Source organism: Streptomyces sp. NPDC052012 (genome assembly GCF_040689265.1).
Lineage (GTDB): Bacteria > Actinomycetota > Actinomycetes > Streptomycetales > Streptomycetaceae > Streptomyces.
The window spans coordinates 100,706-121,660 of the sequence record NZ_JBFAXA010000013.1; the positions used below are offsets into that span (position 1 = coordinate 100,706).

Here is a 20,955-nt window from a genome sequence, read left to right on the forward strand (position 1 = left end):
TCGTCGCTGGTCGCCCGTGAGCGGCCTCGGACGGCCCGGGGACGGCCCAGCGGCGATCACTCGTCGGTTGCCAGCCACTCATCGAGCCGGACCTTGACCTGGTGGTTGTGGTCGACGTGCCAGAGGACCTGTCCACGAACGAGGGCCCCTAGGGCGGGGAGATTCATTCCGAGCGGCATGGCCGTGATCTCCGCCAACGCCACGGCGTCGGGCACGCCCTTTATCCGCAGGAAGACCCCGAATGGCCGGCGCCCGACGACCTTGCCGGTGATCCAGTGACCCACGGGTAGGGCCGCCACGGTTGCCGCCCAACTCCGCCGCCTGTCCTCGGCAGCCGGCACTTCAGGGTCCGTCGGCCACGCGTACTCGTCCATCTCTGGATCATGCAGTCCTGGGACCGGTGCTTGGAAGACGCGGGCAAGCATGGGTGGGCTGGGACGGCGGTACCACGCCAATGCTGTGCTGTGCCGTCGAGTACCACTGCCGTTCGCCGTCGTTGCCGTCAGCGCTGCCGTCACTGCCGTCGGCGGTGGGGCCGGGTGAGCAGGCGAGCGCATGGCCCGGACGTCCTTCCCCTTCTGCAAAGCCTGAGAGCCGGCATCGGATCTCGCAGGGCGCTTCGGGGCGGCCTAGGCTGTGATCAGGGGACCCTCGAGTAGAAGGGACCCGAGATGCACTTCGTCCTGATCGCGACCCACACTCCGGAAGTCTGTCCGACCTCCAACGCGACAACGCGCGACCTGCTGCTGCAGACCGCCCCCGACACCCCGAACCTCGCCCAGAAGGCAGGCGTCGAGATCGTGGCCGGCCCCTTCGTCAACCGCGAGCACACGATCGTCGTGGTCGTACGGTCCGACAAGGTCGAGAACGTCGACCGCTTCCTGGTGGAGTCTCGTCTCACCCACTGGAACCGCGTCCGCGTGCTGCCCTCGCTGACCATGGAGGAAGGGCTCGCCGAAGTCGAAGCACAGACGCCGATCTTCTGAACCCGCCCGCTCAGGCACGCGGCCGGTGCCTCAGCGCCGCGTGCCGCCATCTCGGGGACCGCTCCGACCGTTCGGGGGACGTTTCCTTGATCATGGAGGCCGACGGCCCTGCCCGGCCCGGCGGCCTCTCCGGTCAGCGGACGGCCTGGGCCATCGCGTCGCGCAACGTGGCCACCTGGCGCTCGACCTCGCGGTAACGGTCGCCGATCTTGAACTCGGGCGTCGGAATGACCCGGCCCTCGTCCAGGGCGGTCAGCCGGTCGCCGAGCGCCGCGAGGTCCGCCTGCCAGCCGTACCAGCCCCCCGCACCCTGCGCGGCGTGCAGTTCGTCCTGCGCCGCGCGCACGGCGGCGTACACCCGCTCGCGCAGGGGGACCAGTTCCGCGCGCAGGCGCTCGGTCTTCATCCTGACTTCGACGAGAGCCTCCGTCATGCCGACGAGTTCCTCGCCTGCTTCCGCCATGCCGTCGGCCTGCTCCACCATCACCTCCAGCCACGGCAGCGCCGCGTCGACGCCGTTGCGCAGCTCGGCGACGGCACGCTCCCGGTTGTCCAGGTACTGCTGGGCCACGTCCTGCAGGCGGCCGAGCGTCGAGAGGGCGGCCTCCAGCTGCGGGCTGATGGCGTCGACGGGCACACCGTCCCGCCCGCCGAGCAGCGCCTGGACGGCCTCGATCTCCCCCAGCGTGGCGGCGACCAGTTCCATCAGCCCCTCATGGGCCTGGTCGGTCGAGCTCAGCGTCTGCTCGACCGCCTCCAGGTTCTCGTCCGCCTGGTCACGTCTGGTGCGCTTGCGCCCCCACATACACCCCACCCCTCCCGTGCACGACGATCACGGTGCGGTGATCATATGCCCGGAAGGGGTGGGTCGGGAGTGCTGTGGAACGGCTGTTCAGCCGGACCCCACGAAGAGCACGAGCAGCAGCCACACCACCGGCGCCGTCGGCAGGAGTGAGTCCAGGCGGTCCATGATGCCGCCGTGGCCCGGGAGGAGGGTGCCCATGTCCTTGATGCCCAGATCGCGTTTGATCATGGACTCGCCGAGGTCGCCCAGCGTCGCGCTGGCCGCGACGGCGAGGCCGAGCAGCAGGCCCTGCCACCAGGTGCCGTCGTCGATGAGGAACTGCATGCACAGGGCGCCCGCCACCATGGCGAAGGAGACCGCGCCGAGCAGCCCCTCGCGGGTCTTGCCGGGGCTGATCCGCGGAGCGAGCTTGTGCTTGCCGAAGCGCCAGCCGACCGCGTACGCGCCGGTGTCGCTGACGACCGTCAGCAGCAGGAAGGTCAACACGCGCCAGGCGCCGTCGTCGGCGGTGAGCATCATCGCGACGAAGGTCGCCAGGAACGGCACGTAGAACGCCGCGAACAGGCCCGCCGTGACGTCCTTGAGGTAGCCCTCGGGCGGCTCGGTCATCCGCCAGACCAGCACCGCCAGCGCGGTGAGCGCCATGGCGACCCACGCGCCCTCGGCGCCCCCGACGTATCCGGAGATCACCATGGCCGCACCGCCGAGCGCGAGCGGCACCAGCGGCGCCTTGATGCCCTTGCGCTCCTGGAGCCGCTTCGTGAGCTCCCACAGGCCCACCACCACGGCCACGGCGATCACACCGACGAAGACGGCCTTCACGACGAACAGCGAGGCGACGATCACGGCACCGAGGCCGACCCCGACGCCTATCGCCGCACCGAGGTCGCGCCCGGCGCTCTTCTTCGGCGGCCGAGGTGCCGGCTGCGAGGCGTCGGGCATGGGCTCCGGATTCTGCGGCACCTCCCCCGGGTGGGTGCGTGCCTGCGTCGTCTCGTCTCGGAACAGGGGGCCGCTCAGCCGGGCGGCCCCCCGGTCCGCATCCTGGTCTCCGCCGTGCGCGGGCACGTCGGCCACGTAGGGCAGGGGGCGAGTCTGCTGCGCGTTGTGCGCATCGTACGCGGGACCCGCCGGGGCAGCCCCCTGGACAGGCCCCTGGTCGGACGGCCCCCAGTACCCGGTCTGCGGCGGGGTTCCCCAGGAAGAGTCGTTCATCAGACCTCGAGCAGCTCTGCTTCCTTGTGCTTCAGGAGCTCGTCCACCTGGGCGACGTACTTGTGCGTGGTGTCGTCGAGCTCCTTCTCCGCGCGGCGGCCCTCGTCCTCGCCGATCTCGCCGTCCTTGATCAGCTTGTCGATGGCGTCCTTGGCCTTGCGGCGCACCGAGCGGATGGACACCTTGGCGTCCTCGCCCTTGCCCTTGGCGACCTTGATGTACTCGCGGCGGCGCTCCTCGGTCAGCTCGGGGAACACCACCCGGATGATGTTGCCGTCGTTGCTCGGGTTGACGCCCAGGTCGGAGTCGCGGATCGCCTGCTCGATGTTGCGCAGCGCGCTCTTGTCGAACGGCGTGACCACGGCCATGCGCGGCTCGGGCACGGAGAACGAGGCCAGCTGGTTGATCGGCGTCGGCGCGCCGTAGTAGTCGGCCACGATCTTGTTGAACATCGCCGGGTGCGCACGGCCGGTGCGGATCGCGGCGAAGTCCTCCTTGGCGACCACGACGGCCTTCTCCATCTTCTCCTCGGCCTCGAGGAGGGTCTCTTCGATCACCACTTGCTCCTGCGTGTCTTGAGTAGGCCCGGCTGCGGTTCCGTTGTCTCGGCGGCGGCCGGCTGCGTCGCGTCTTCTTTCTGCACGGTTCCCGACCGGCGGGACATTGTCCATCCCCCGGTCAGGGTGATCAGCCGTGGCTGACCTGGTCACCCACCAGCGTGCCGATCTTCTCACCCTTGACGGCGCGGGCGATATTGCCCTCCGCCAGAAGCTCGAAGACCACGATCGGGAGCTTGTTGTCGCGGCACAGCGTGACGGCCGTGGCGTCGGCGACCTTCAGATCGCGCGTGATGACCTCCCCGTAGCCGAGGTGGTCGAACTTCACCGCGTCGGGGTTGGTCTTCGGGTCGGAGTCGTAGACCCCGTCCACGCCGTTCTTGCCCATCAGCAGCGCCTCGGCGTCGATCTCCAGGGCGCGCTGGGCGGCGGTGGTGTCGGTGGAGAAGTACGGCATGCCCATGCCGGCGCCGAAGATGACCACACGGCCCTTCTCCAGGTGCCGTACGGCGCGCAGCGGGATGTAGGGCTCGGCGACCTGGCCCATGGTGATGGCGGTCTGCACGCGGCAGTCCACGCCCTCCTTCTCCAGGAAGTCCTGGAGGGCCAGGCAGTTCATCACGGTGCCGAGCATGCCCATGTAGTCGGAGCGGGCGCGGTCCATGCCGCGCACCTGCAGTTCGGCGCCGCGGAAGAAGTTCCCGCCGCCGATGACGATCGCGATCTGTGCGCCGTCCCGCACGACGGCCGCGATCTCGCGTGCGATGGCGTGCACCACGTCGGGGTCGACGCCCAGGCCCCCGCCACCGGAGAAGGCCTCTCCGGACAGCTTCAGCAGAAACCGGCCGCGTACTTTGCCGTCGTCGCTCTTCTCAGCCTTGGTGGTCATGGTCGGATCCCGCCTCTTTCACGTGTTGCACATACAAGAAGGCCATTGCCGGTGGGGCGTGTTTCGCATCCCGTGCGGCAATGGCCTCCTCGTCAGATCTGCTGTCGTCCGGCACGCGCGCGTGCGTGACGCCGTGTCCGGACGACTGCTGTCGACCCTATCCGGGTCGCGCGTCCGTCGCGGTACGGACTCAGATGCCGACCTTGATGCGCGTGAAGCGCTTCAGGGTGACACCGGCCTCGTCCAGGACCTTCTGGACGGACTTCTTGTTGTCCAGCGCGTAGGGCTGGCCGAGCAGCGTGGCGTCCTTGAAGAAGCCGTTGAGGCGACCCTCGACGATCTTCGGCAGGGCGGCCTCGGGCTTGCCCTCGGCGCGGGTGGTCTCCTCGGCGATGCGACGCTCGGCCTCGACGACCTCGGCCGGCACGTCCTCCTTGGAGAGGTACTTCGGCGCGAAGGCGGCGATGTGCTGGGCGACGCCCTTGGCGACCTCGGCGTTCGGCTTGTCGAGCTCGACGAGCACGCCGATCTGCGGCGGCAGGTCGGGCATCGTGCGGTGCATGTAGGCGGTGACGTAACCGCCGGAGAACTGCGCGAAGCGGTCCAGGACGATCTTCTCGCCCAGGTTGGCGTTGGCCTCGTCCACGAACGCCTGGACGGTCTTGCCGGCCTCGATCTCGGAGGCGAGCAGGGCCTCGATGTCGGCCGGGGAGGTCTTCGCGACGTGCTCGGCGATGGCGTTGGCCACGGCCTGGAACTTCTCGCCCTTGGCGACGAAGTCCGTCTCGCACTTCAGCTCGACGAGGACGCCGGAGGAGTTGTCGTCGGCGATGATCGAGACCACGGCGCCGTTCTCGGCGGAGCGGCCCTCGCGCTTGGCGACGCCCTTCTGGCCCTTGATGCGGAGCGCCTCGACGGCCTTGTCGACGTTGCCCTCGGCCTCGTCCAGCGCCTTCTTGCAGTCCATCATGCCGGCGCCGGTGAGCTCCCGGAGCTTCTTGACGTCGGCGGCGGTGTAGTTCGCCATGAGTCTGTGAATCTTTCTCGAAGTCTGGAGGATCGAAGATCTGCGGCTGTGTGCTCTACATATGTATGCAGTTCTGCGTCGCGCCGCCGACCTACGGGTGAACGGCGGGAGCGGACTTCACCGCGCCGAAGGCGCTGGGTGAGGAGTACCCGCTCCCGCCGTCATCGCTGACGCTGACGGACGGTCAGGCCTGCTCGCCCTCGGCGGCCGGGGCGGCCTCGGCGGCGGGGGCCTCGGCCGGCTTCTCGGCCTCGGCGGCGGGGGCGGCCTCGGCGGCCGGGGCCTCCTCGGCCTTCTTCTCGCCCTCGAGCAGGTCGCGCTCCCACTCGGCGAGCGGCTCGCCGGCGGCCTTCTCGCCCTTGCCCTCGGTCGCGACACCGCTGCGGGCGATGAGGCCCTCGGCGACGGCGTCGGCGATCACGCGGGTGAGCAGGGTGACGGAGCGGATCGCGTCGTCGTTGCCCGGGATCTTGTAGTCGACCTCGTCGGGGTCGCAGTTGGTGTCGAGGATGGCGACGACCGGGATGTTGAGCTTCCGGGCCTCGCCGACCGCGATGTGCTCCTTCTTGGTGTCCACGATCCAGACGGCGCTGGGCACCTTCTGCATCTCGCGGATACCGCCGAGGGTCTTCTCCAGCTTGGCCTTCTCACGGGAGAGGACCAGGAGCTCCTTCTTGGTGAGGCCGGAGGCGGCCACGTCCTCGAAGTCGATCTGCTCGAGCTCCTTCAGGCGCTGCAGGCGCTTGTAGACGGTCGAGAAGTTGGTGAGCATGCCGCCCAGCCAGCGCTGGTTGACGTAGGGCATGCCGACGCGGGTGGCCTGCTCGGCGATGGCCTCCTGCGCCTGCTTCTTCGTGCCGACGAACATGACCGTGCCGCCGTGGGCGACGGTCTCCTTGACGAACTCGTAGGCGCGGTCGATGTACGACAGCGACTGGAGCAGGTCGATGATGTAGATGCCGTTGCGCTCCGTGAAGATGAAGCGCTTCATCTTCGGGTTCCAACGACGGGTCTGGTGACCGAAGTGGACGCCGCTCTCCAGCAGCTCCCGCATCGTGACGACGGCCATGGCCGTATCTCCTTGAATTTCTCGGTTGTGCCGCGGGGGCCGGACGGCTCCCGCGCCTGACGCCCACGACGCGCCGTTGCCACGAAGGACCGAGGGGCGCTGACAGCGGGAGCGGCCGTGACCGGTCCCGATGTCGGGGCGTGCGAAGTCGACCCGGTGGCCCGGGTCGCCACCAGAAGTGTACGGGACCCGCGGGGCGCCGGGTGACGCCGTTGTCCACAAGCCGCCGGTGGTCCACAGGTCCCGGCCATGATCGCGGATCTCCGGGACGCTTGCGGCATGCGAGTGAGGCGATGTGCGAGAGCGGTGACCCGGCTGGCGGTGCTGCTGGCCCTGACATGCACGCTGCTGCTGTCCCCTCCCCCGGCGCAGCTGCTGGCGTCGGGGGAGGGGGACGAGGGGGCTGAGGATGTTCCTGCTGTCGGGCGTGCGTGGCCCGTGGGGTCACGTCCCCGGGTGCTCCGCGGCTGGGAGCCGCCGGCGACGCCGTACGGCCGGGGGCATCGCGGTGTCGATCTGGCGGCGGTGCCGGGGACGCCGGTACGGGCGGTGGCGGCGGGCCGGGTGTCCTTCGCGGGCCGGGTGGCCGGAAAGGGCGTGGTCTCGGTGGAGCTGTCCGGCACGGGCGATCCCCCGCTGCGCACGACCTACGAGCCGGTGCGCGCGTCGGCGAGGAAGGGCGACGCGGTGAGGGCGGGCGAGGTGATCGGGGTGGTGGAGCCAGGCGGCTCCCACTGCACGGCCCCGTGCGTCCACTGGGGCCTGCTGAGAGCCGGCACCTACCTGAACCCCCTCACCCTGCTGCCGCCATGGCTGCTCCACCGGGGTCCGTCGAGACTGCTGCCGGTGCTGGGGGTGCCGGTGCCGGGGTGACGAGCCGGGGGGCCTTCGGTCACCCACCGCCGAGCGGGCCGAGCCCGCGGCGGTCAGCCTCGTACGCCCCGCAGCGCCATCGAGACCGCCGCCTCCGTGATCGTCTCGGGGTCTTCCGCCGCGCCCAGCTCGATGCGGCGGACGGCCGCGTCGACGACACCCTGGAGGAGCATGGCCGCGAGCCGGGGCTCGGCGTGGCCCAGTTCGGCGAGCGCCTCGACGATCATCGCGATCAGCCCGCCGTGTGCCGCGCGGATCTTCTCCCGCGCGCCCGCGTCGAGTTCGCTCGCGGAGATGGCCACGACGGCCCGGTGCCGGCGGTCCCCGACGAGGGCGAGCTGCCGGCGTACGTACGCCTCGATCTTGGCCTCGGCGCCGTCGGCCGCGGCCATCGCCGCCTCGACCTCGGCCGCCCAGACGGGGAAGTCGACCTCGCACAGTTCCTCGACGACCGCTGCCCGCGACCGGAAGTACTCGTACACGGACGAGCGCGCGAGTCCCGTGCGCTCGGCGAGGGCCGGGAAGGTCAGCGCCTCCGTACCACCCTCGGACAGCAGGGAGCGTGCAGCGTCCAGCAGGGCGGCTCGCTGCATCGACCGGTGCTCGGCCACGGAGGCCGCTCGAATCCTTGGCACGTCAACCACTGTACGGACGCCCCCCGCATGGCGGGAGTCACTCTCCGGGAACCGCAGGCCGGCGGCGCCCGCTCAGCGACCGAAGCCGGCCAGTTTCGCGCGCAGCTGGAGGACGGACTTGGTGTGGATCTGGCTGACCCTGCTCTCGGTCACCCCGAGCACGTTGCCGATCTCGGCCAGGGTGAGTCCTTCGTAGTAGTACAGCGTGACGACGGTCTTCTCCCGCTCGGGCAGCGTGTTGATCGCCCGCGCCAGAAGCCGCCGCAGCTCCCGGTCCTCGGCCACCTCCACCGGATTGTCGGCGGCGGTGTCCTCCAGCGTGTCCATCAGGCTCAGCCGGTCGCCGCTCTCCCCGCCGGCGTGCAGCAGCTCCTCCAGAGCGACCACGTTCGCGAGCGACAACTGGCTGAAAACCGCGTGCAGTTCGTCCACCGCGATGCCCATCTCACGCGCGACCTCGCCCTCCGTCGGCGTGCGCCGCAGCCGCGCCTCCAGGGTCGCGTACGCCCGCTCCACGTTGCGGGCCTTCTGCCGCACCGAGCGCGGGATCCAGTCCAGCGCGCGCAGCTCGTCGATCATCGCGCCCCGGATCCGGGTGATCGCGTACGTCTCGAACTTGATCTCCCGGTCGACGTCGAACTTCTCGATCGCGTCGATCAGTCCGAACACCCCGGAGGAGACGAAGTCCGCCTGGTCGACATTGGGCGGCAGTCCCACGCTGACCCGGCCCGCGACGTACTTCACCAGCGGCGAGTAGTGCAGGATCAGCTGCTCGCGCAGCCGCTCGTCCCCCGTCTCCTTGTACGACCGCCACAGCTCGTCGAGCGTCGAGGGAGCGGGCGGCCGCACGCTGCCACCGTCGCGGGCGGCTGGGGGGAGCGCCGCCCGGTCGGACCCGGAGGTGTGCTGGGGCATTCGTCGCCTTGTGCCGTTCTGCCGTGGATGGTGCTGCCCGGGTGGGCTGTCTGTCTGATGTCGAGTTGCCTGTCCGTGTCGGGATCCTCGTGAGCGTAGCGTGACTGCGGCGTCGCGGTGCGCGAAGAACGGGGGCGGGGGCGTGCGCAGATTCGTTCCGTGGGCCGTCCCGCCGGGGCACACCCGTCGCTCTGCGTGATCACCCGGGTGTCCCAACTGGCTTATTTTCCCAGGCGTGTCGGGGTTCCCCCGGACGGCCGAACACGCTCGGTCAGCGCGCGCTCGGATCACCGCGGACCGAGATCATGGCCTGGCGTGTCAACTTCCAGCCGTCGTCGTGTCGTTCGACGTAACCAAGTGCTCGTAGTTCGTACAGTCTCGCGACCGCGTCGTCCTGGGAGGTCTGTGCGCCGCGGGCGATCTCGGCCACCGAGGCGGATGCGCGGGCGGGCAGCGCGGCGAGCACCTGGCGGGCACCGGCCTCCAGGAGATCCCGCGGCAGCACGGGGCCGCGCCGCTCCGGGGCGAGTTCGCCGATGCCGCCGACGAGCTCGACGACCTCGGCGGCGTCGGTGACCAGCACGGCGTCCTGCCGCAGCAGCTCGTGCACTCCGGCGGAGAGCCCGCTGGTGGCCGGTCCGGGTACTCCCATCGTGTGACGGCCGAGGCGCCTGGCCGCCCTGGCGGTCACCAGGGAGCCGCTGCGGTGGGCGGCCTCGACGACGACGGTGCCGCGGGTGAGGGCGGCGATCACGCGGTTGCGGAGGATGAATCTGCTGGGGGTCGGATGGTCGCCGGGCGGCAGCTCGCCGAGGACGAGTCCCTGGTCCGCGATCCTGTTGATCAGCGCGGTGTGGCCGCGCGGGTAGGGCCGGTCGACTCCGCAGGCGAGGACGGCGATGGTGGCGCCGTTCGCGCCGAGGGCACCGCGGTGGGCGGCGCCGTCGACACCGTAGGCGCCGCCGGAGACCACGACCCAGCCGCGTTCGGCGAGGCCGGCGGAGAGGGTGGCGGCCATGTGGGCGCCGTACTCGGTGCAGGCGCGGGCGCCGACGACGGCGACGGAACGCAGGGCCCACATCCGCAGATCGGCGCGCCCCCGCACCCACAGCCCCAGCGGCCGGGCGTCCCCCAGATCGTCGAGCTGCCGGGGCCACTCGGCCGTCCCCGGCGCCACGAACCGCACGCCGGCCTCCTGGGCGACGGCGAGATCCTCCCTCGGCACGGCCCGCTCGGCCCGAGCCACCAGCCCGTCCCACCGCTTCCTGCTGACCCCTGGCAACGGCCCTCCGAGCTCCCGCAGCCGCCCCACCACTCCCCGCACCCCGAACTCCCGCACCCACCGCCCCCCGATCTCGTCACCGGGTTCGAGGACACGGGTGAGGAAGACACGGGCGAGCAGGTCGTCGTCGGGTTCGTCGAAGGAGTCGACGGGACTCACGTCAGCGCTCCGATGGCCATGGGCACACCCCGCGGGACCCCGGTGCGCAATTGCAGGGCCAGGGCGACGTCCGTGGCGTCGGGGCGGTCATGGCCCACCAGGTCGGCGACGGTCCAGGCGACCCGGAGGACCCGGTCGAGCCCGCGTGCGGTGAGCACGCCCCGCTCCAGGCTCCGCTCGGCCTCGTCCATCGCCCCGGATGCGGCATGCCAGCGGCTGCGCAGGTCCCGCCCGGGGATCTCGCTGTTGGTACGCCAGGGGGTGCCGGTGAGCCGCGCGGCGGCGCGCTCCCGGGCGGCCCGGACCCGGTCGGCGACCTGGCTGGTGGATTCGCCGCGGGCACCGGTCGCCGTCAGTTGGCTCCGCGTGACCCGGTCGACCTCCACGCGCAGGTCCACCCGGTCGAGCAGCGGGCCGGACAGCCGGGCCTGGTAGCGGCGGATCGCCGAGGGCGGGCACTCACACAGGTCGTCCCTCAGCGAGAAGCGCCCGCACGGGCAGGGGTTGGCGGCCAGCACCATCAGGAACTTCGCCGGGAAGCGCACGACCCCCGCGCTGCGAGCGATGACGACATGTCCGGCTTCCAGGGGCTGGCGCAGGGCGTCCAGTGCATGGCTGCTGAACTCCGGTGTCTCGTCCAGGAAGAGGACTCCCCGGTGCGACAGCGATACCGCTCCGGGCCTGGCGATGCCCGGGCCGCCGCCGACGAGCGCCTGCATCGTGGCCGAGTGGTGCGGTGCGCAGTAGGGGGCCACGTCGATCAGCGGTTTGCCCGGGGGCAGCAGGCCCGCCACCGAGTGCACCGCGGTGACCTCCAGTGACTCCTGGCGCTCGAGCCGGGGCAGGATCGTCGGCAGCCGCTCGGCGAGCATGGTCTTGCCTGCCCCGGGCGGCCCTTCGAGGAACAGGTGGTGTCCTCCGGCGGCGGCCACCTCCACGGCCGTGCGTGCCGAGATCTGGCCGACGACGTCCGCGAGGTCGTGGCCCTGGTCGTGGTGGGCCGCGCCGACGCTGTGCATGCCGGTCGCGGCGCCGGTTCCGGGGACGCGGAGCCCGGCCAGGAGCGGATCGGGCCGGCCCAGTTCCTGCTGTTCCTCCTCGGGGACGGGTTCGTCGGTGAGCACAGCGATCAGCTGGCGCAGGCTGCGGATGCCGAGGACGGAGACCCCTGGCACCAGGGATGCCTCCGCGGCGGCGCACTCGGGCACGACGACCTGCTCGTATCCCGCGTCGGCCGCGGCGAGCACGGCCGGCAGGATGCCCCGGACCGGCCGCACCCTGCCGTCCAGTCCCAGCTCGCCGATCATCACGATGTCGGCGAGCACCCTCGGGTCGATCCGTTCGGCGGCGCCGAGCACCGCACAGGCGACCGCCAGGTCGAAGCCGCTGCCGGCCTTGGGCACCGACGCCGGGCTGAGACCGACGGTGAGCTTCTTCTGCGGCCACTCGGCCCCCGAATTCACCACCGCCGCCCGGACCCGGTCCCTGCTCTCCGTCAGGCTCTTGTCCGGGAGGCCCACCAGGGTGAAGGCGGCCACGCCCGGTTCCAGGTCGGCCTGGACCTCTACGACGACGCCCTCGACGCCCACCAGGGCGACCGAGCATGTGCGGGCGAAGCCCATGTCAGGCCACCCCCCGCACGTGCTCGACCCGGGGTGCGCCGCGGGCCGGGAGCTGGATGCCGACCAGGTCGATGCGGACGCCTCCCGGTGGGGCGCCTCCGTGTTGCTGGAGCCAGCGTTCCGCGAGGCCCCGCAGCCGGCTCGCCTTGGCCGGCGTGATGGCCTCCATGGGGTGCTGGAAAGGCCCTGCCCTGCGGGTCTTCACCTCGCAGACGACCAGCACGTCCCCGTCCCGGGCCACGATGTCGATCTCGCCGGTCCTGCCGCAGCGCCAGTTGCGCTCCAGGACCGTCATCCCGGCCTCCGCCAGCCGCCGTGCGGCCAGCGTCTCGCCGTACCTGCCGAGTGCACTGCGTGCCTGCTGTGCGTTCATGTCGGCACCACCTCCGGCGCCAACCGTCACGCACCCGCCGCCACCAAGTGGATCTTGGTGCAGAACTCAGCGATTGTGGATAACTCCGTCACCCGCTCGGGAGCTCGAGATCGCTCTTGTTGAGCTCCTCGATGTTCACGTCCTTGAACGTAAGAACGCGCACCTGCTTCACGAAGCGGGCCGGCCGATACATGTCCCACACCCACGCGTCCGCCATGGAGACCTCGAAGAACACCTCACCCTGAACCGAGTGCACCTGCATCTCGTAGTCGTTGGTCAGATAGAAGCGCCGCTCGGTCTCGATCACGTATTTGAACAGACCGACGACATCTCGGTACTCCCGGTAGAGCTTGAGCTCCATCTCGGTCTCGTACTTCTCGAGGTCCTCGGCGCTCATGGCATGTTCCCCTTCAGCCGTGCGATCCCACCATTGTGCGCCAGTCCCGTCAGCCCCTAGACGATTTCGGTGTCAAGGGTCACGGGTCCGGCCGGGGGACCTTCGTCGAGCAGCGTGCGCAGCAGCTCGGCGAGTCTGGTCGGATACACCGTCTCATGCGCCCGGCTCAGTTCCGGGCACGTCCACCAGCGCGCACCGGCGACGCTACGCCGCTCCAGCTCGGTCAGCGCCGTGGCCGCGGTGGCCGTCTGCGAGGTCCGGGCGAGGTAGTACCACTCGTCCTGGTCCCAGCGGCGGCCGGCGAACGGGAAGGAGCATCTGCGCCGCCACAGCACGGGCCCGAGTTCCACGTCGGTGATGCCGGTCTCCTCCGCGAGTTCCCGCAGGGCGGCCTGCTCGCGGGTCTCGTCGCCCTCCACGCCGCCGCCGGGGGTGAACCACCAGTCGTCGGCCGGATCGCCCGGCTCGTGGCCGTGCAGCAGCAGAATGCGGTCCTGGGGGTCGAGCAGCACCACGCGGGCCACCCTGCGCAGGCCGCCCTCGTACGAGTCGGCCACCGGGGCGGCCGGCTCAGCGGCCACGGGACGGCTCCGCGTTCGCCTGAGCCCCGGCCCTGGCCCGCCCCCGGGACGTCTCCGCCCGCTTCGCGATCGGCCCGTACGCGGCGCCGCCGAGGACGAGGACGGCCCCGGCGATCACCAGCGCGACCATCGTGCGCAGCGGGCCGGGCGACGACAGGGCGCCGAGCTCCTCGAAACCGGTGGGCGTCGGCAGCATGCCGTCCATCGGCCAGACCACGGCGTCGACCCGGCCCTGGACGGCCCCGCGGGAGACGGTGCCGTTGGCCGCGTCGGTGAGGTGGGCGGTGGAGTCCACCGAGCCGGACCGCTCGTCACCGAGCAGGAACAGCCGCCCCTTCGGGACGGTCACCGACGGAAAGTTCGCGAGCCTCTCGGCGGTGTCCTCGGCGAGATACGGTTCGTCGATCTCCTTGCCGTTGACCCTCAGCTTGCCGTCCTGGCAGCAGGAGACGGTGTCCCCGCCGACGGCGACCACACGCTTGACCACGGGTACGTCCGCCCAGGTCGCGTCCTTGAAGACCACGACGTCACCGCGCCGGACGTCACCGCTGTCGACGCGCTGCGCCAGCACGCGGTCCCCTGCGCCGATCGTCGGCGCCATCGACGTGGTGGGCACGGTGTACGGCCGGTACACCACGGCTCCCCAGGCGAAGCCGCCGAGGAACAGCACCATGCCCAGCGCCACGGCCAGCCCGGACAACCGCTGCCCGGTCCGGCTGCCCGCCGGGCCCCTGCCGGTGCCGCCGCCGCTGGGGGCCGTACGCGTCGTGCTCTGACCACTCATGGGCCGCACCCTACCCGGCAGTACCGGGCCCGGTCAGCCCATCACCGGGTCAAGACCACGCCGCCACCAGGGCCTTGCCGGCACGGGACTCAGCGGTCCTCGCTCCGCCTGCGCCGCCACAGCACCAGCGGCACCGCACCCGCGAGCGCCAGCCCCTGCGGTGCCACCGACAGGGCGGCCGCGGCCGACGACCGGGTGTCCAGGCCCGGCTGGTCGAAGGTCTCCGGAACCGGCAGGTTGTCCCAGCGGTTGATCGGCCACGCGATGACGATGGCCCGGCCGACGACGTCCTTCACCGGCACCATGCCGTTGTTCTTGTCGGCCCGGTTGTAGCGCGAGTCCCGGGAGTTCTGCCGGTGGTCGCCCATGACCCAGATGTGCCCCTCGGGGACCTTCACCTTGAACTGGCCGCCCTGGTCGTCCTGGCTGCACGGGGTGTTGCCGGGGTAGACGTACGGCTCGTTCAGCGCCTTGCCGTTGACCTTCAGCGGTCCGGTGCCCTTGCACTCGACCGTGTCGCCGCCGACGCCGATGACCCGCTTGATCAGGTCCTTCTCCTCCGCGGACGGCATCAGGCCGACCCAGCTGAGCACCTTCTGCAGCGGGTTCGGCGTGGGCGTCGGCTCGCCCGCCAGCCAGTTGTCGGGGTCGTGGAAGACGACGACCTCGCCGCGCTCGGGCTCGGAGCCGAACCAGGGGGTGAGCTTGTCGACCAGGACCCGGTCACCCTGCTGGAGGGTGTTCTGCATCGAGTCGGAGGGGATGGAGAACGCCTGCACCAGGAACGTCTTGATCAGCAGCGCCAGCACCAGCGCGATACCGATCAGGATGGGCAGCTCCTTCCAGAAGGAGCGCGGCTTCTTCGCCTTGGGGGCGCCGCCGCCCTCCCCGCCCTGCGCCGTCGGGGGCCGCCCGTCGCCCGGACCGCCGCCGCTGGCGCCCGGGGTGTCACTCCCGGAGGTCACGGCGCCGTCCGTCGCCCGGACGGACTCCACGGGGCGCCCGCGGTGCTCCTCGCCGCCCTGTCCGGACCGTGCGCCTACCGCCACATCCCCCACGCCAACTCCTTACTCTGTGCCGCCGCCTGCCCCATGCGCGGCGCAGGCCCACCACTCCCATAACGAGCGGGAGTTCCGCAGGGCTCGGGAGCTGAGCAATTCCGTTCGGATCGTCGGGGGCAACCCTATGCGACGGCGGGGCGGCGGCAGTCGACCCGGAGGTCGCGTCCGACACGGAGGCGTAGGTTTTCGGCTCCTCGAGGGTGCTCCAGTGGCCGAGCGGCCAGGCGATGACCATGGCCCGGCCCACCACCTCGTCCTCGGAGACGGTGCCGCCGTAGTCGGTGTTCTGGTGGGAGCGGGAGTCGGCGGAGTCGGCCCGGTGGTCACCCATCACCCAGAGCCGGCCCTCGGGCACGGTGACGTCGAACGGTGTGGTGGACGGTGCGTTGCCCGGGTACAGGTAGTCCTCGTTCAGCGGTACGCCGTTGACGGTGACCCGGCCCTGCGCGTCACAGCACTGGACGCGGTCGCCGCCGACACCGACGACCCGCTTGATGAGGTCCTTCTCGTTGTCGGACGGCAGCAGTCCGATGAAGGTGAGCCCGTCCTTGATCTGCTTGATCCCTACGGGATCTTCCTTCTTGGGCACGGTCTGCTCGTCCCGGAGCCAGCCGCCGGGGTCCTTGAAGACGACGACGTCCCCGCGCTGCGGCTTGGAGCCGAACCAGGGGGTGAGCTTGTCGACCAGGACCCGGTCGCCGATCTGGATCGTCTGCTCCATGGAGCCGGACGGGATGACGAAGGCCTGGACGAGGAACGTCTTCAGGACGAGGGCTATCAGGACGGCGACGCCGATGAGGAGGGGTATCTCCTTGACCGCGCTGCGCCTGCGGCGCCGTTTGACCTTGCGCTGGAGCTTGCGCCGTTCGGCGCGGCTGCGTCCGCCGGCCGGGCGTGCCGCGCGGCGGGACCCCGTGGGCAGCAGGTTCTCCGCGGCGGTCTCGGGGACGCCGCGGGGCTTGCCGCGATTACCCATGCGCGCCCCCCGCGGTGAGCGCCGCGTCCGCCGCGGCGGACGGCACGCGCGTGGACGCGGACGGCACGCGCGCGTACGCGTCGGGGCGGTGCAGCCGGGTGGCGTGGTCGAACGGCCAGACGATCCCGTCGGCCCGGCCGATCACCTCGTCCACGGGGATCATGCCGCCGCCGGGCGAGCCGAGGTGGTCGCGGGAGTCGCTGGAGCCGGCGCGGTGGTCACCGAGGACGAACAGGCGTCCCTCGGGCACGACCACGTCGAAGGGCACCGTGGAGGGGCTGTCGCCGGGGAACAGGAAGCCCGACTCGTCGACCGAACGGCCGTTCACCCGGATCCTCCCCTCCTGGTCGCAGCAGACCACATGGTCACCGCCCACGCCGACGACGCGCTTGACGTAGTCGGCTTCCCCGAAATACCCGGAGCCGTCGAACACAACCACGTCACCGCGCTGCGGCCCGGCTCCGAAACGGTATGCCAACTTATTTACGAGAACACGGTCCCCGACCCTCAATCCCGGTTCCATCGACCCGCTGGGAATCTGGAACGGGCGTACGACGAACGTGTTGAGCGTCAGCAGGGACAGCAGGCAGAGCAGCAGGGCCAGGGTGATCCGCCCGCCGGGCACCCAGGCCGCGAGGCGCGACAGCAACGCGGAACGCGACCGTTCCTCCGGGCCCGGTGTGTCCGAGATCTCCTCGGAATCGGCCGGGCGGGAGGAGCGGTCGCGCTCCGTGGGCTGTGCTTCGGTGTCCATCGGGGCCAGATGCTATCCGGCCCCGCTGTCACCGCGGGAAGCGCTCAGCTCTCGCGCTTCTCCTTGATCTTCGCCGCCTTGCCGCGCAGCTCACGCAGGTAGTACAGCTTGGCGCGGCGGACGTCACCCTTGGTGACGAGCTCGATCTTCTCCACGATCGGGGTGTGCACCGGGAAGGTGCGCTCGACGCCGACGGAGAAGGAGACCTTGCGGACCGTGAAGGTCTCGCGCACGCCGGCACCCTGGCGGCGGATCACCACGCCCTTGAACTGCTGCACACGGGAGCGGTTGCCCTCGATGACGCGCACGTGGACGTTGACGGTGTCGCCGGGGCGGAAGTCCGGGACGTCGCTGCGCAGCGACGCGGAGTCGACGGAGTCGAGCAGGTGAGACATTTCGTCTGCTTTCTTCGCTGATGCCGCAGGTCATCAACGGCAACTAGAGATCGGATCACAGGTGTGCGGCTCGGGGCGGGCGTCGTGTCCCCCTGCGGCAGGGGCGCACGCCGGACGACGCACAACAGCGGCCTATTCTTCCACGCCGTCGGTCCTGCGCCAAAATCGGCCGTACGGCTCGCCCGCCGGGTCCGGTTCCCAGCCCAGGACGGACAGCATCTCGCGGTCCTTCTTGTCGAACGCCTTGGGGTCGCAGCGCTCGATGAGGTCGGGCCGGTGGGCCGTGGTGCGCCGGAGCGCCTCGTCGCGCCGCCAGCGGGCGATCTTTCCGTGGTGGCCGCTGAGCAGCACCTCGGGGATGTCCCGCTCCCGCCAGACGGGTGGCTTGGTGTAGACGGGGCCCTCCAGGAGGCTCGCCATGGCGCCGGGCGCGAAGGAGTCGTCCCGGTGCGAGTCGGCGTTGCCCAGCACGCCGGGCAGCAGCCGGGCCACGGCCTCGGTGATCACGAGGACGGCCGCCTCGCCGCCGGCCAGCACGTAGTCGCCGATGGACACCTCGTACACCGGCATCCGGGTCGCGTACTCGTCGACGACGCGCCGGTCGATGCCCTCGTAGCGGGCCGGGGTGAAGATCAGCCAGGGGCGCTCGGAGAGCCGGACGGCGAGCTCCTGGGTGAAGGGGCGTCCGCTGGGGGTGGGGACGATCAGGGCGGGCTCGTGGGAGCCGGTCTCGTAGCCGTCCGCGAGGACCGAGTCCAGCGCGTCGCCCCAGGGCTCGGTCTTCATCACCATGCCGGGGCCGCCGCCGTACGGGGTGTCGTCGACGGTGTGGTGCCGGTCGTAGGTCCAGCGGCGCAGGTCGTGCACATGGACGTTGAGCTGTCCACGCGCGCGTGCCTTGCCGACGAGGGAGACGTTCAGCGGCTCGAGGTACTCGGGGAAGATCGTGACCACGTCGAGCCTCATACGTCGGCGTCCTCGTCACGGGAGGAGGCGATCTCGGCGCGGTCGTCGATGAGCCCGGGCGGCGGGTCGATGACGGCCCGCTGTTCCTCCAGGTCGATCTCGGTGACGATCTGCGACACGAACGGCACGAACACCTCGCTGCCGTCCGCGCGCTCGACCACGAAGAGGTCCTGGGTGGGCAGGTGCGAGATCTCGGTGATCCGGCCGACCGTCTCGCCGTCCTCGGTGACGACGTCGAGGTCGATCAGCTGGTGGTCGTAGTACTCGTCCTCTTCCTCGGGCAGCTCGTCGGGGTCGACCTCGGCGATCAGGAGGGTGTTGCGCAGCGCCTCCGCGGCGGTGCGGTCGCGCACGCCCTCGAAGCGCAGCAGGAGACGGCCGCTGTGGACGCGGCCCGTCTCGATGGTCAGCGGTCCGGCGGAGGCCGGGTCGGTGGCCAGGACGGCGCCGGGGGCGAGCCGCAGTTCCGGCTCGTCGGTGCGCACCTCGACGGTGACCTCGCCCTTGATGCCGTGGGCGCGGCCGATGCGAGCGACTACCAGCTGCACGGTGCTTGGTTCTCCTGATCTACGGCCGGCTGCCTTGACGGTGCCGGTACGACTGCGGGCCGGGGACGGCCCAGTGGCCCTCCCCGGCCCGAGCCGGATGCGATAAGCGTCAGCGGACGTGATCCACGTCGACCAGGTCGACGCGGACCCCGCGGCCGCCGATGGCGCCCACGACGGTACGCAGAGCGCGTGCGGTGCGGCCGTTGCGGCCGATCACCTTGCCGAGGTCGTCCGGGTGGACCCGGACCTCGAGCACACGTCCGCGGCGCAGGTTGCGCGAGGCGACCTGCACATCGTCAGGGTTGTCGACGATGCCCTTCACGAGGTGCTCGAGAGCCTCCTCGAGCATGCTCAGGCCTCGGTCGACGCGGACTCGGCGGAGGCCTCGTCCTTCTTCTCAGCCTTCTTCTTCTGGGTGATGGCCTCACCCTTGCCCTCGTCCTCGCCGCTGATCGCCTCGAACGACGGACGCGCGGGCTTCTCCTCCGGCTGCAGCAGAGGCGCCGGGGCGGGCTCGCCCTTGAACTTCTGCCAGTCGCCGGTCTTCTTGAGGATGGCGAGCACGGGCTCGGTCGGCTGGGCGCCGACAGAGAGCCAGTACGCCACACGCTCGCTGTCGACCTCCATCACCGACGGGTTGTACGTCGGGTGGTACTTGCCGATCTCCTCGATGGCCCGGCCGTCACGGCGGGTACGGGAGTCGGCGACGACGATGCGGTAGTGAGGCGAACGGATCTTGCCCAGACGCTTCAGCTTGATCTTGACTGCCACGGGAGTGGGTTCTCCTGGATTTGACGTGGTTGGGCACGGCGAGATGGCCGCGTGGGGTTGCGGTACCCGAGTGCCCGATGGACGCGTCAGCCGGAGGAGAGAGGGGTCCTGTGCGGCTGTCGAGTACAGCTAGCCATTGTGCCATACCCTGCGGGTCGCCTTGAGCCGAGGGGTTGGGTGAGGGTGGGCATGCTGCATCGGCACCTGGCGTTCCGGCGGGCCGGGTGCCGATCGCGCAGCCCGGCGCCGAGAAGGCACCGTGCACGCCCACCCGTGCCGCCCTGCGGCACGACTGCCCGGAATCGACGCCCTGGCCGCGCCCCGCCTGACCGACCCATCCGCCGGCACAAGCGCACCCGCCCGGCCGTAGGCCCGCGCGGATCGACGGCACGAGCGCGCACGGCAAGCCCGCGCACCCGTAGGTCAACGGCACGGGCGTGCACGACGCGCAGGCACACCCCCGGCCGACGGAGCGGTGTCCGGTCGTCTGACGACGTTCCCCGGTGGTTCCGGCAGCCACGAGTTGCCGGGATCCGTAGGGCCGGCGTCACGCCGCGCCGGCTACCTCCGGGATGCGGAACGGCTTGCCGCAACCGCCGCAGACGATGGGGGCCTGGGCGAGGACGGACGGGACGACGCGGACGTTGCGGCCGCAGTCGCAGACGGCCTTGACGCGGACGCCGCCCCCGGAGGAGCCGTGCCGGGCGGCCGGACCCCGGAAACTGCGCGCGGTGTCGCCCGCCGTCGCGGCGGAGTGGGCCTTCAGGGCGCGCTGGAGCCGCTCGATCGTCGGGCGGTACCGGCGCTTCGCCTCGGGCGTGAGCGTGACCAGCGAGAAGCCGCTGCTGGGGTGCGGCTCGTCGGGGTGGTCCAGGCCCAGCTCCTCGGCGATCGCGAGGAATCTGCGGTTGTGGTAGCGGCCGGCACGGGATGTGTCGCGAACGCCGCGCGCGGCGGCGATGCCGTGGACTGCCTCGTGCAGCAGTCGCTCGAAGGAGAGCTCGTGACCGCACGCGGACGACGACTCCCCGATCAGGGACTCGGGCGCGGCAAGATCGGGCAGCTCGGGGTGGTGCCGCTGAATGTCGGCCCACGCCTGCGCCAGCTCTGCGGCGAGTACAGGTGGTGTCTGTGTCGTGCTCACGTAATGACAACGAGCCTGGGTGCCTCTGTGTTCCGATTCCGGGGCATCCCAAATAATTTGCACGTACCCGTCAGTTGCCGCTGATGCGTCCCGACGAGGGCGGGTGCGCCGATCTGTGGAGAAGCCTCGCAGCTCGTCCCAAGCCGGTGCGTAGGCTGACGTACGGCCCAG

Annotated in this window: 26 protein-coding genes; 2 read left to right on the top strand and 24 right to left on the bottom strand. The window is 70.9% G+C overall.

The window, feature by feature from the left end:
- Positions 1-56: 56 nt before the first annotated feature.
- A complete protein-coding gene (locus AB0412_RS21425; RefSeq protein ID WP_366404182.1) occupies positions 57-374 on the bottom strand; it encodes a hypothetical protein in 318 nt (105 codons plus the stop codon).
- 297 nt (positions 375-671) lie between these two features.
- Here AB0412_RS21425 and AB0412_RS21430 point away from each other — a divergent pair, with 297 nt between their 5' ends.
- The gene (locus tag AB0412_RS21430; RefSeq protein WP_366404183.1) at positions 672-986 is read left to right on the top strand and encodes a hypothetical protein; all 315 of its coding nucleotides are present in this window, start codon (positions 672-674) and stop codon (positions 984-986) included.
- A gap of 133 nt (positions 987-1,119) precedes the next feature.
- On the opposite strand, the gene AB0412_RS21435 is transcribed toward AB0412_RS21430, so the two are convergent.
- The 6 genes from AB0412_RS21435 to rpsB all read right to left on the bottom strand — a co-directional run bounded on the left by AB0412_RS21435 (position 1,120) and on the right by rpsB (position 6,548).
- The gene (locus AB0412_RS21435) at positions 1,120-1,791 is read right to left on the bottom strand and encodes a hypothetical protein (RefSeq protein ID WP_366404184.1); all 672 of its coding nucleotides are present in this window, start codon (positions 1,789-1,791) and stop codon (positions 1,120-1,122) included.
- Positions 1,792-1,878: 87 nt separating this feature from the next.
- Positions 1,879-3,006, bottom strand: a complete 1,128-nt coding sequence (locus AB0412_RS21440; RefSeq protein WP_366404185.1) for a phosphatidate cytidylyltransferase — start codon at positions 3,004-3,006, stop codon at positions 1,879-1,881.
- A complete protein-coding gene (gene frr / locus AB0412_RS21445) occupies positions 3,006-3,563 on the bottom strand; it encodes a ribosome recycling factor (RefSeq protein ID WP_055623354.1) in 558 nt (185 codons plus the stop codon). Before frr ends, AB0412_RS21440 begins: the two co-directional genes overlap by 1 nt.
- A gap of 130 nt (positions 3,564-3,693) precedes the next feature.
- On the bottom strand, positions 3,694-4,452 hold the full coding sequence (pyrH, locus tag AB0412_RS21450) for a UMP kinase (protein ID WP_260828486.1): 759 nt from the start codon (positions 4,450-4,452) through the stop codon (positions 3,694-3,696).
- Positions 4,453-4,642: 190 nt separating this feature from the next.
- Positions 4,643-5,479, bottom strand: a complete 837-nt coding sequence (gene tsf / locus AB0412_RS21455; RefSeq protein WP_366404186.1) for a translation elongation factor Ts — start codon at positions 5,477-5,479, stop codon at positions 4,643-4,645.
- A gap of 184 nt (positions 5,480-5,663) precedes the next feature.
- A complete protein-coding gene (rpsB, locus tag AB0412_RS21460) occupies positions 5,664-6,548 on the bottom strand; it encodes a 30S ribosomal protein S2 (protein WP_366404187.1) in 885 nt (294 codons plus the stop codon).
- Positions 6,549-6,827: 279 nt separating this feature from the next.
- Between rpsB and AB0412_RS21465 the strand changes: the two genes are divergently transcribed.
- Positions 6,828-7,421: a M23 family metallopeptidase gene (locus AB0412_RS21465; protein ID WP_366404188.1), complete on the top strand. Its 594-nt coding sequence runs from the start codon at positions 6,828-6,830 to the stop codon at positions 7,419-7,421.
- A 53-nt stretch (positions 7,422-7,474) separates the two neighbouring features.
- Here the strand turns inward: AB0412_RS21465 and AB0412_RS21470 are convergent, their stop codons facing one another.
- The 17 genes from AB0412_RS21470 to AB0412_RS21550 all read right to left on the bottom strand — a co-directional run bounded on the left by AB0412_RS21470 (position 7,475) and on the right by AB0412_RS21550 (position 20,784).
- A complete protein-coding gene (locus AB0412_RS21470) occupies positions 7,475-8,032 on the bottom strand; it encodes a helix-turn-helix domain-containing protein (RefSeq protein ID WP_366404253.1) in 558 nt (185 codons plus the stop codon).
- Between the two features lie 96 nt (positions 8,033-8,128).
- Positions 8,129-8,971, bottom strand: coding sequence for an RNA polymerase sigma factor WhiG (gene whiG, locus AB0412_RS21475; protein WP_366404189.1), 843 nt, complete (start codon positions 8,969-8,971; stop codon positions 8,129-8,131).
- 271 nt (positions 8,972-9,242) lie between these two features.
- Positions 9,243-10,412, bottom strand: coding sequence for a DNA-processing protein DprA (gene dprA, locus AB0412_RS21480; protein ID WP_366404190.1), 1,170 nt, complete (start codon positions 10,410-10,412; stop codon positions 9,243-9,245).
- Positions 10,409-12,034: a YifB family Mg chelatase-like AAA ATPase gene (locus AB0412_RS21485; protein WP_366404191.1), complete on the bottom strand. Its 1,626-nt coding sequence runs from the start codon at positions 12,032-12,034 to the stop codon at positions 10,409-10,411. Before AB0412_RS21485 ends, dprA begins: the two co-directional genes overlap by 4 nt.
- 1 nt (position 12,035) lies before the next feature.
- Complete coding sequence (locus AB0412_RS21490; protein WP_366404192.1) at positions 12,036-12,437, bottom strand: YraN family protein; 402 nt, start codon at positions 12,435-12,437, stop codon at positions 12,036-12,038.
- Positions 12,438-12,495: 58 nt separating this feature from the next.
- Complete coding sequence (locus AB0412_RS21495) at positions 12,496-12,804, bottom strand: DUF2469 domain-containing protein (RefSeq protein WP_003993268.1); 309 nt, start codon at positions 12,802-12,804, stop codon at positions 12,496-12,498.
- A 56-nt stretch (positions 12,805-12,860) separates the two neighbouring features.
- Complete coding sequence (locus AB0412_RS21500; protein WP_366404193.1) at positions 12,861-13,385, bottom strand: NUDIX hydrolase; 525 nt, start codon at positions 13,383-13,385, stop codon at positions 12,861-12,863.
- Positions 13,375-14,169 (bottom strand): signal peptidase I, encoded by a 795-nt coding sequence (gene lepB, locus AB0412_RS21505; RefSeq protein ID WP_366404194.1) that lies wholly within the window; start codon positions 14,167-14,169, stop codon positions 13,375-13,377. The genes AB0412_RS21500 and lepB (AB0412_RS21505) overlap by 11 nt, the downstream gene beginning before the upstream one ends.
- 89 nt (positions 14,170-14,258) lie before the next feature.
- Entirely contained in the window at positions 14,259-15,227 is a 969-nt protein-coding gene (gene lepB, locus AB0412_RS21510; RefSeq protein WP_366404195.1) for a signal peptidase I, read from the bottom strand.
- Complete coding sequence (lepB, locus tag AB0412_RS21515) at positions 15,118-16,206, bottom strand: signal peptidase I (protein WP_366404196.1); 1,089 nt, start codon at positions 16,204-16,206, stop codon at positions 15,118-15,120. The genes lepB (AB0412_RS21510) and lepB (AB0412_RS21515) overlap by 110 nt, the downstream gene beginning before the upstream one ends.
- The gene (gene lepB, locus AB0412_RS21520; protein WP_366404197.1) at positions 16,199-16,960 is read right to left on the bottom strand and encodes a signal peptidase I; all 762 of its coding nucleotides are present in this window, start codon (positions 16,958-16,960) and stop codon (positions 16,199-16,201) included. The genes lepB (AB0412_RS21515) and lepB (AB0412_RS21520) overlap by 8 nt, the downstream gene beginning before the upstream one ends.
- Positions 16,961-17,004: 44 nt before the next feature.
- Positions 17,005-17,355: a 50S ribosomal protein L19 gene (rplS, locus tag AB0412_RS21525; RefSeq protein ID WP_366404198.1), complete on the bottom strand. Its 351-nt coding sequence runs from the start codon at positions 17,353-17,355 to the stop codon at positions 17,005-17,007.
- Positions 17,356-17,487: 132 nt separating this feature from the next.
- Positions 17,488-18,321 carry a tRNA (guanosine(37)-N1)-methyltransferase TrmD gene (gene trmD / locus AB0412_RS21530; RefSeq protein WP_366404199.1) on the bottom strand — a complete coding sequence of 278 codons (834 nt, stop codon included), beginning with the start codon at positions 18,319-18,321 and terminating at the stop codon, positions 17,488-17,490.
- On the bottom strand, positions 18,318-18,869 hold the full coding sequence (gene rimM / locus AB0412_RS21535) for a ribosome maturation factor RimM (protein ID WP_366404200.1): 552 nt from the start codon (positions 18,867-18,869) through the stop codon (positions 18,318-18,320). Before rimM ends, trmD begins: the two co-directional genes overlap by 4 nt.
- Positions 18,870-18,978: 109 nt before the next feature.
- The gene (locus AB0412_RS21540) at positions 18,979-19,218 is read right to left on the bottom strand and encodes an RNA-binding protein (protein WP_003973401.1); all 240 of its coding nucleotides are present in this window, start codon (positions 19,216-19,218) and stop codon (positions 18,979-18,981) included.
- Between the two features lie 2 nt (positions 19,219-19,220).
- Positions 19,221-19,640: a 30S ribosomal protein S16 gene (gene rpsP, locus AB0412_RS21545; protein ID WP_260828656.1), complete on the bottom strand. Its 420-nt coding sequence runs from the start codon at positions 19,638-19,640 to the stop codon at positions 19,221-19,223.
- 547 nt (positions 19,641-20,187) lie between these two features.
- Positions 20,188-20,784, bottom strand: a complete 597-nt coding sequence (locus AB0412_RS21550; RefSeq protein ID WP_366404201.1) for a hypothetical protein — start codon at positions 20,782-20,784, stop codon at positions 20,188-20,190.
- Positions 20,785-20,955: the final 171 nt, after the last annotated feature.

Bases quoted from the DNA above. Each gene is read 5' to 3' on its own strand.
- AB0412_RS21425 (WP_366404182.1), bottom strand. From the start codon at position 374: ATGGACGAGTACGCGTGGCCGACGGACCCTGAAGTGCCGGCTGCCGAG.
- AB0412_RS21430 (WP_366404183.1), top strand. From the start codon at position 672: ATGCACTTCGTCCTGATCGCGACCCACACTCCGGAAGTCTGTCCGACC.
- AB0412_RS21435 (WP_366404184.1), bottom strand. From the start codon at position 1,791: ATGTGGGGGCGCAAGCGCACCAGACGTGACCAGGCGGACGAGAACCTG.
- AB0412_RS21440 (WP_366404185.1), bottom strand. From the start codon at position 3,006: ATGAACGACTCTTCCTGGGGAACCCCGCCGCAGACCGGGTACTGGGGG.
- pyrH (WP_260828486.1), bottom strand. From the start codon at position 4,452: ATGACCACCAAGGCTGAGAAGAGCGACGACGGCAAAGTACGCGGCCGG.
- tsf (WP_366404186.1), bottom strand. From the start codon at position 5,479: ATGGCGAACTACACCGCCGCCGACGTCAAGAAGCTCCGGGAGCTCACC.
- rpsB (WP_366404187.1), bottom strand. From the start codon at position 6,548: ATGGCCGTCGTCACGATGCGGGAGCTGCTGGAGAGCGGCGTCCACTTC.
- AB0412_RS21465 (WP_366404188.1), top strand. From the start codon at position 6,828: ATGCGAGTGAGGCGATGTGCGAGAGCGGTGACCCGGCTGGCGGTGCTG.
- whiG (WP_366404189.1), bottom strand. From the start codon at position 8,971: ATGCCCCAGCACACCTCCGGGTCCGACCGGGCGGCGCTCCCCCCAGCC.
- AB0412_RS21485 (WP_366404191.1), bottom strand. From the start codon at position 12,034: ATGGGCTTCGCCCGCACATGCTCGGTCGCCCTGGTGGGCGTCGAGGGC.
- AB0412_RS21495 (WP_003993268.1), bottom strand. From the start codon at position 12,804: ATGAGCGCCGAGGACCTCGAGAAGTACGAGACCGAGATGGAGCTCAAG.
- lepB (WP_366404194.1), bottom strand. From the start codon at position 14,169: ATGAGTGGTCAGAGCACGACGCGTACGGCCCCCAGCGGCGGCGGCACC.
- lepB (WP_366404196.1), bottom strand. From the start codon at position 16,206: ATGGGTAATCGCGGCAAGCCCCGCGGCGTCCCCGAGACCGCCGCGGAG.
- lepB (WP_366404197.1), bottom strand. From the start codon at position 16,960: ATGGACACCGAAGCACAGCCCACGGAGCGCGACCGCTCCTCCCGCCCG.
- rplS (WP_366404198.1), bottom strand. From the start codon at position 17,355: ATGTCTCACCTGCTCGACTCCGTCGACTCCGCGTCGCTGCGCAGCGAC.
- trmD (WP_366404199.1), bottom strand. From the start codon at position 18,321: ATGAGGCTCGACGTGGTCACGATCTTCCCCGAGTACCTCGAGCCGCTG.
- AB0412_RS21540 (WP_003973401.1), bottom strand. From the start codon at position 19,218: ATGCTCGAGGAGGCTCTCGAGCACCTCGTGAAGGGCATCGTCGACAAC.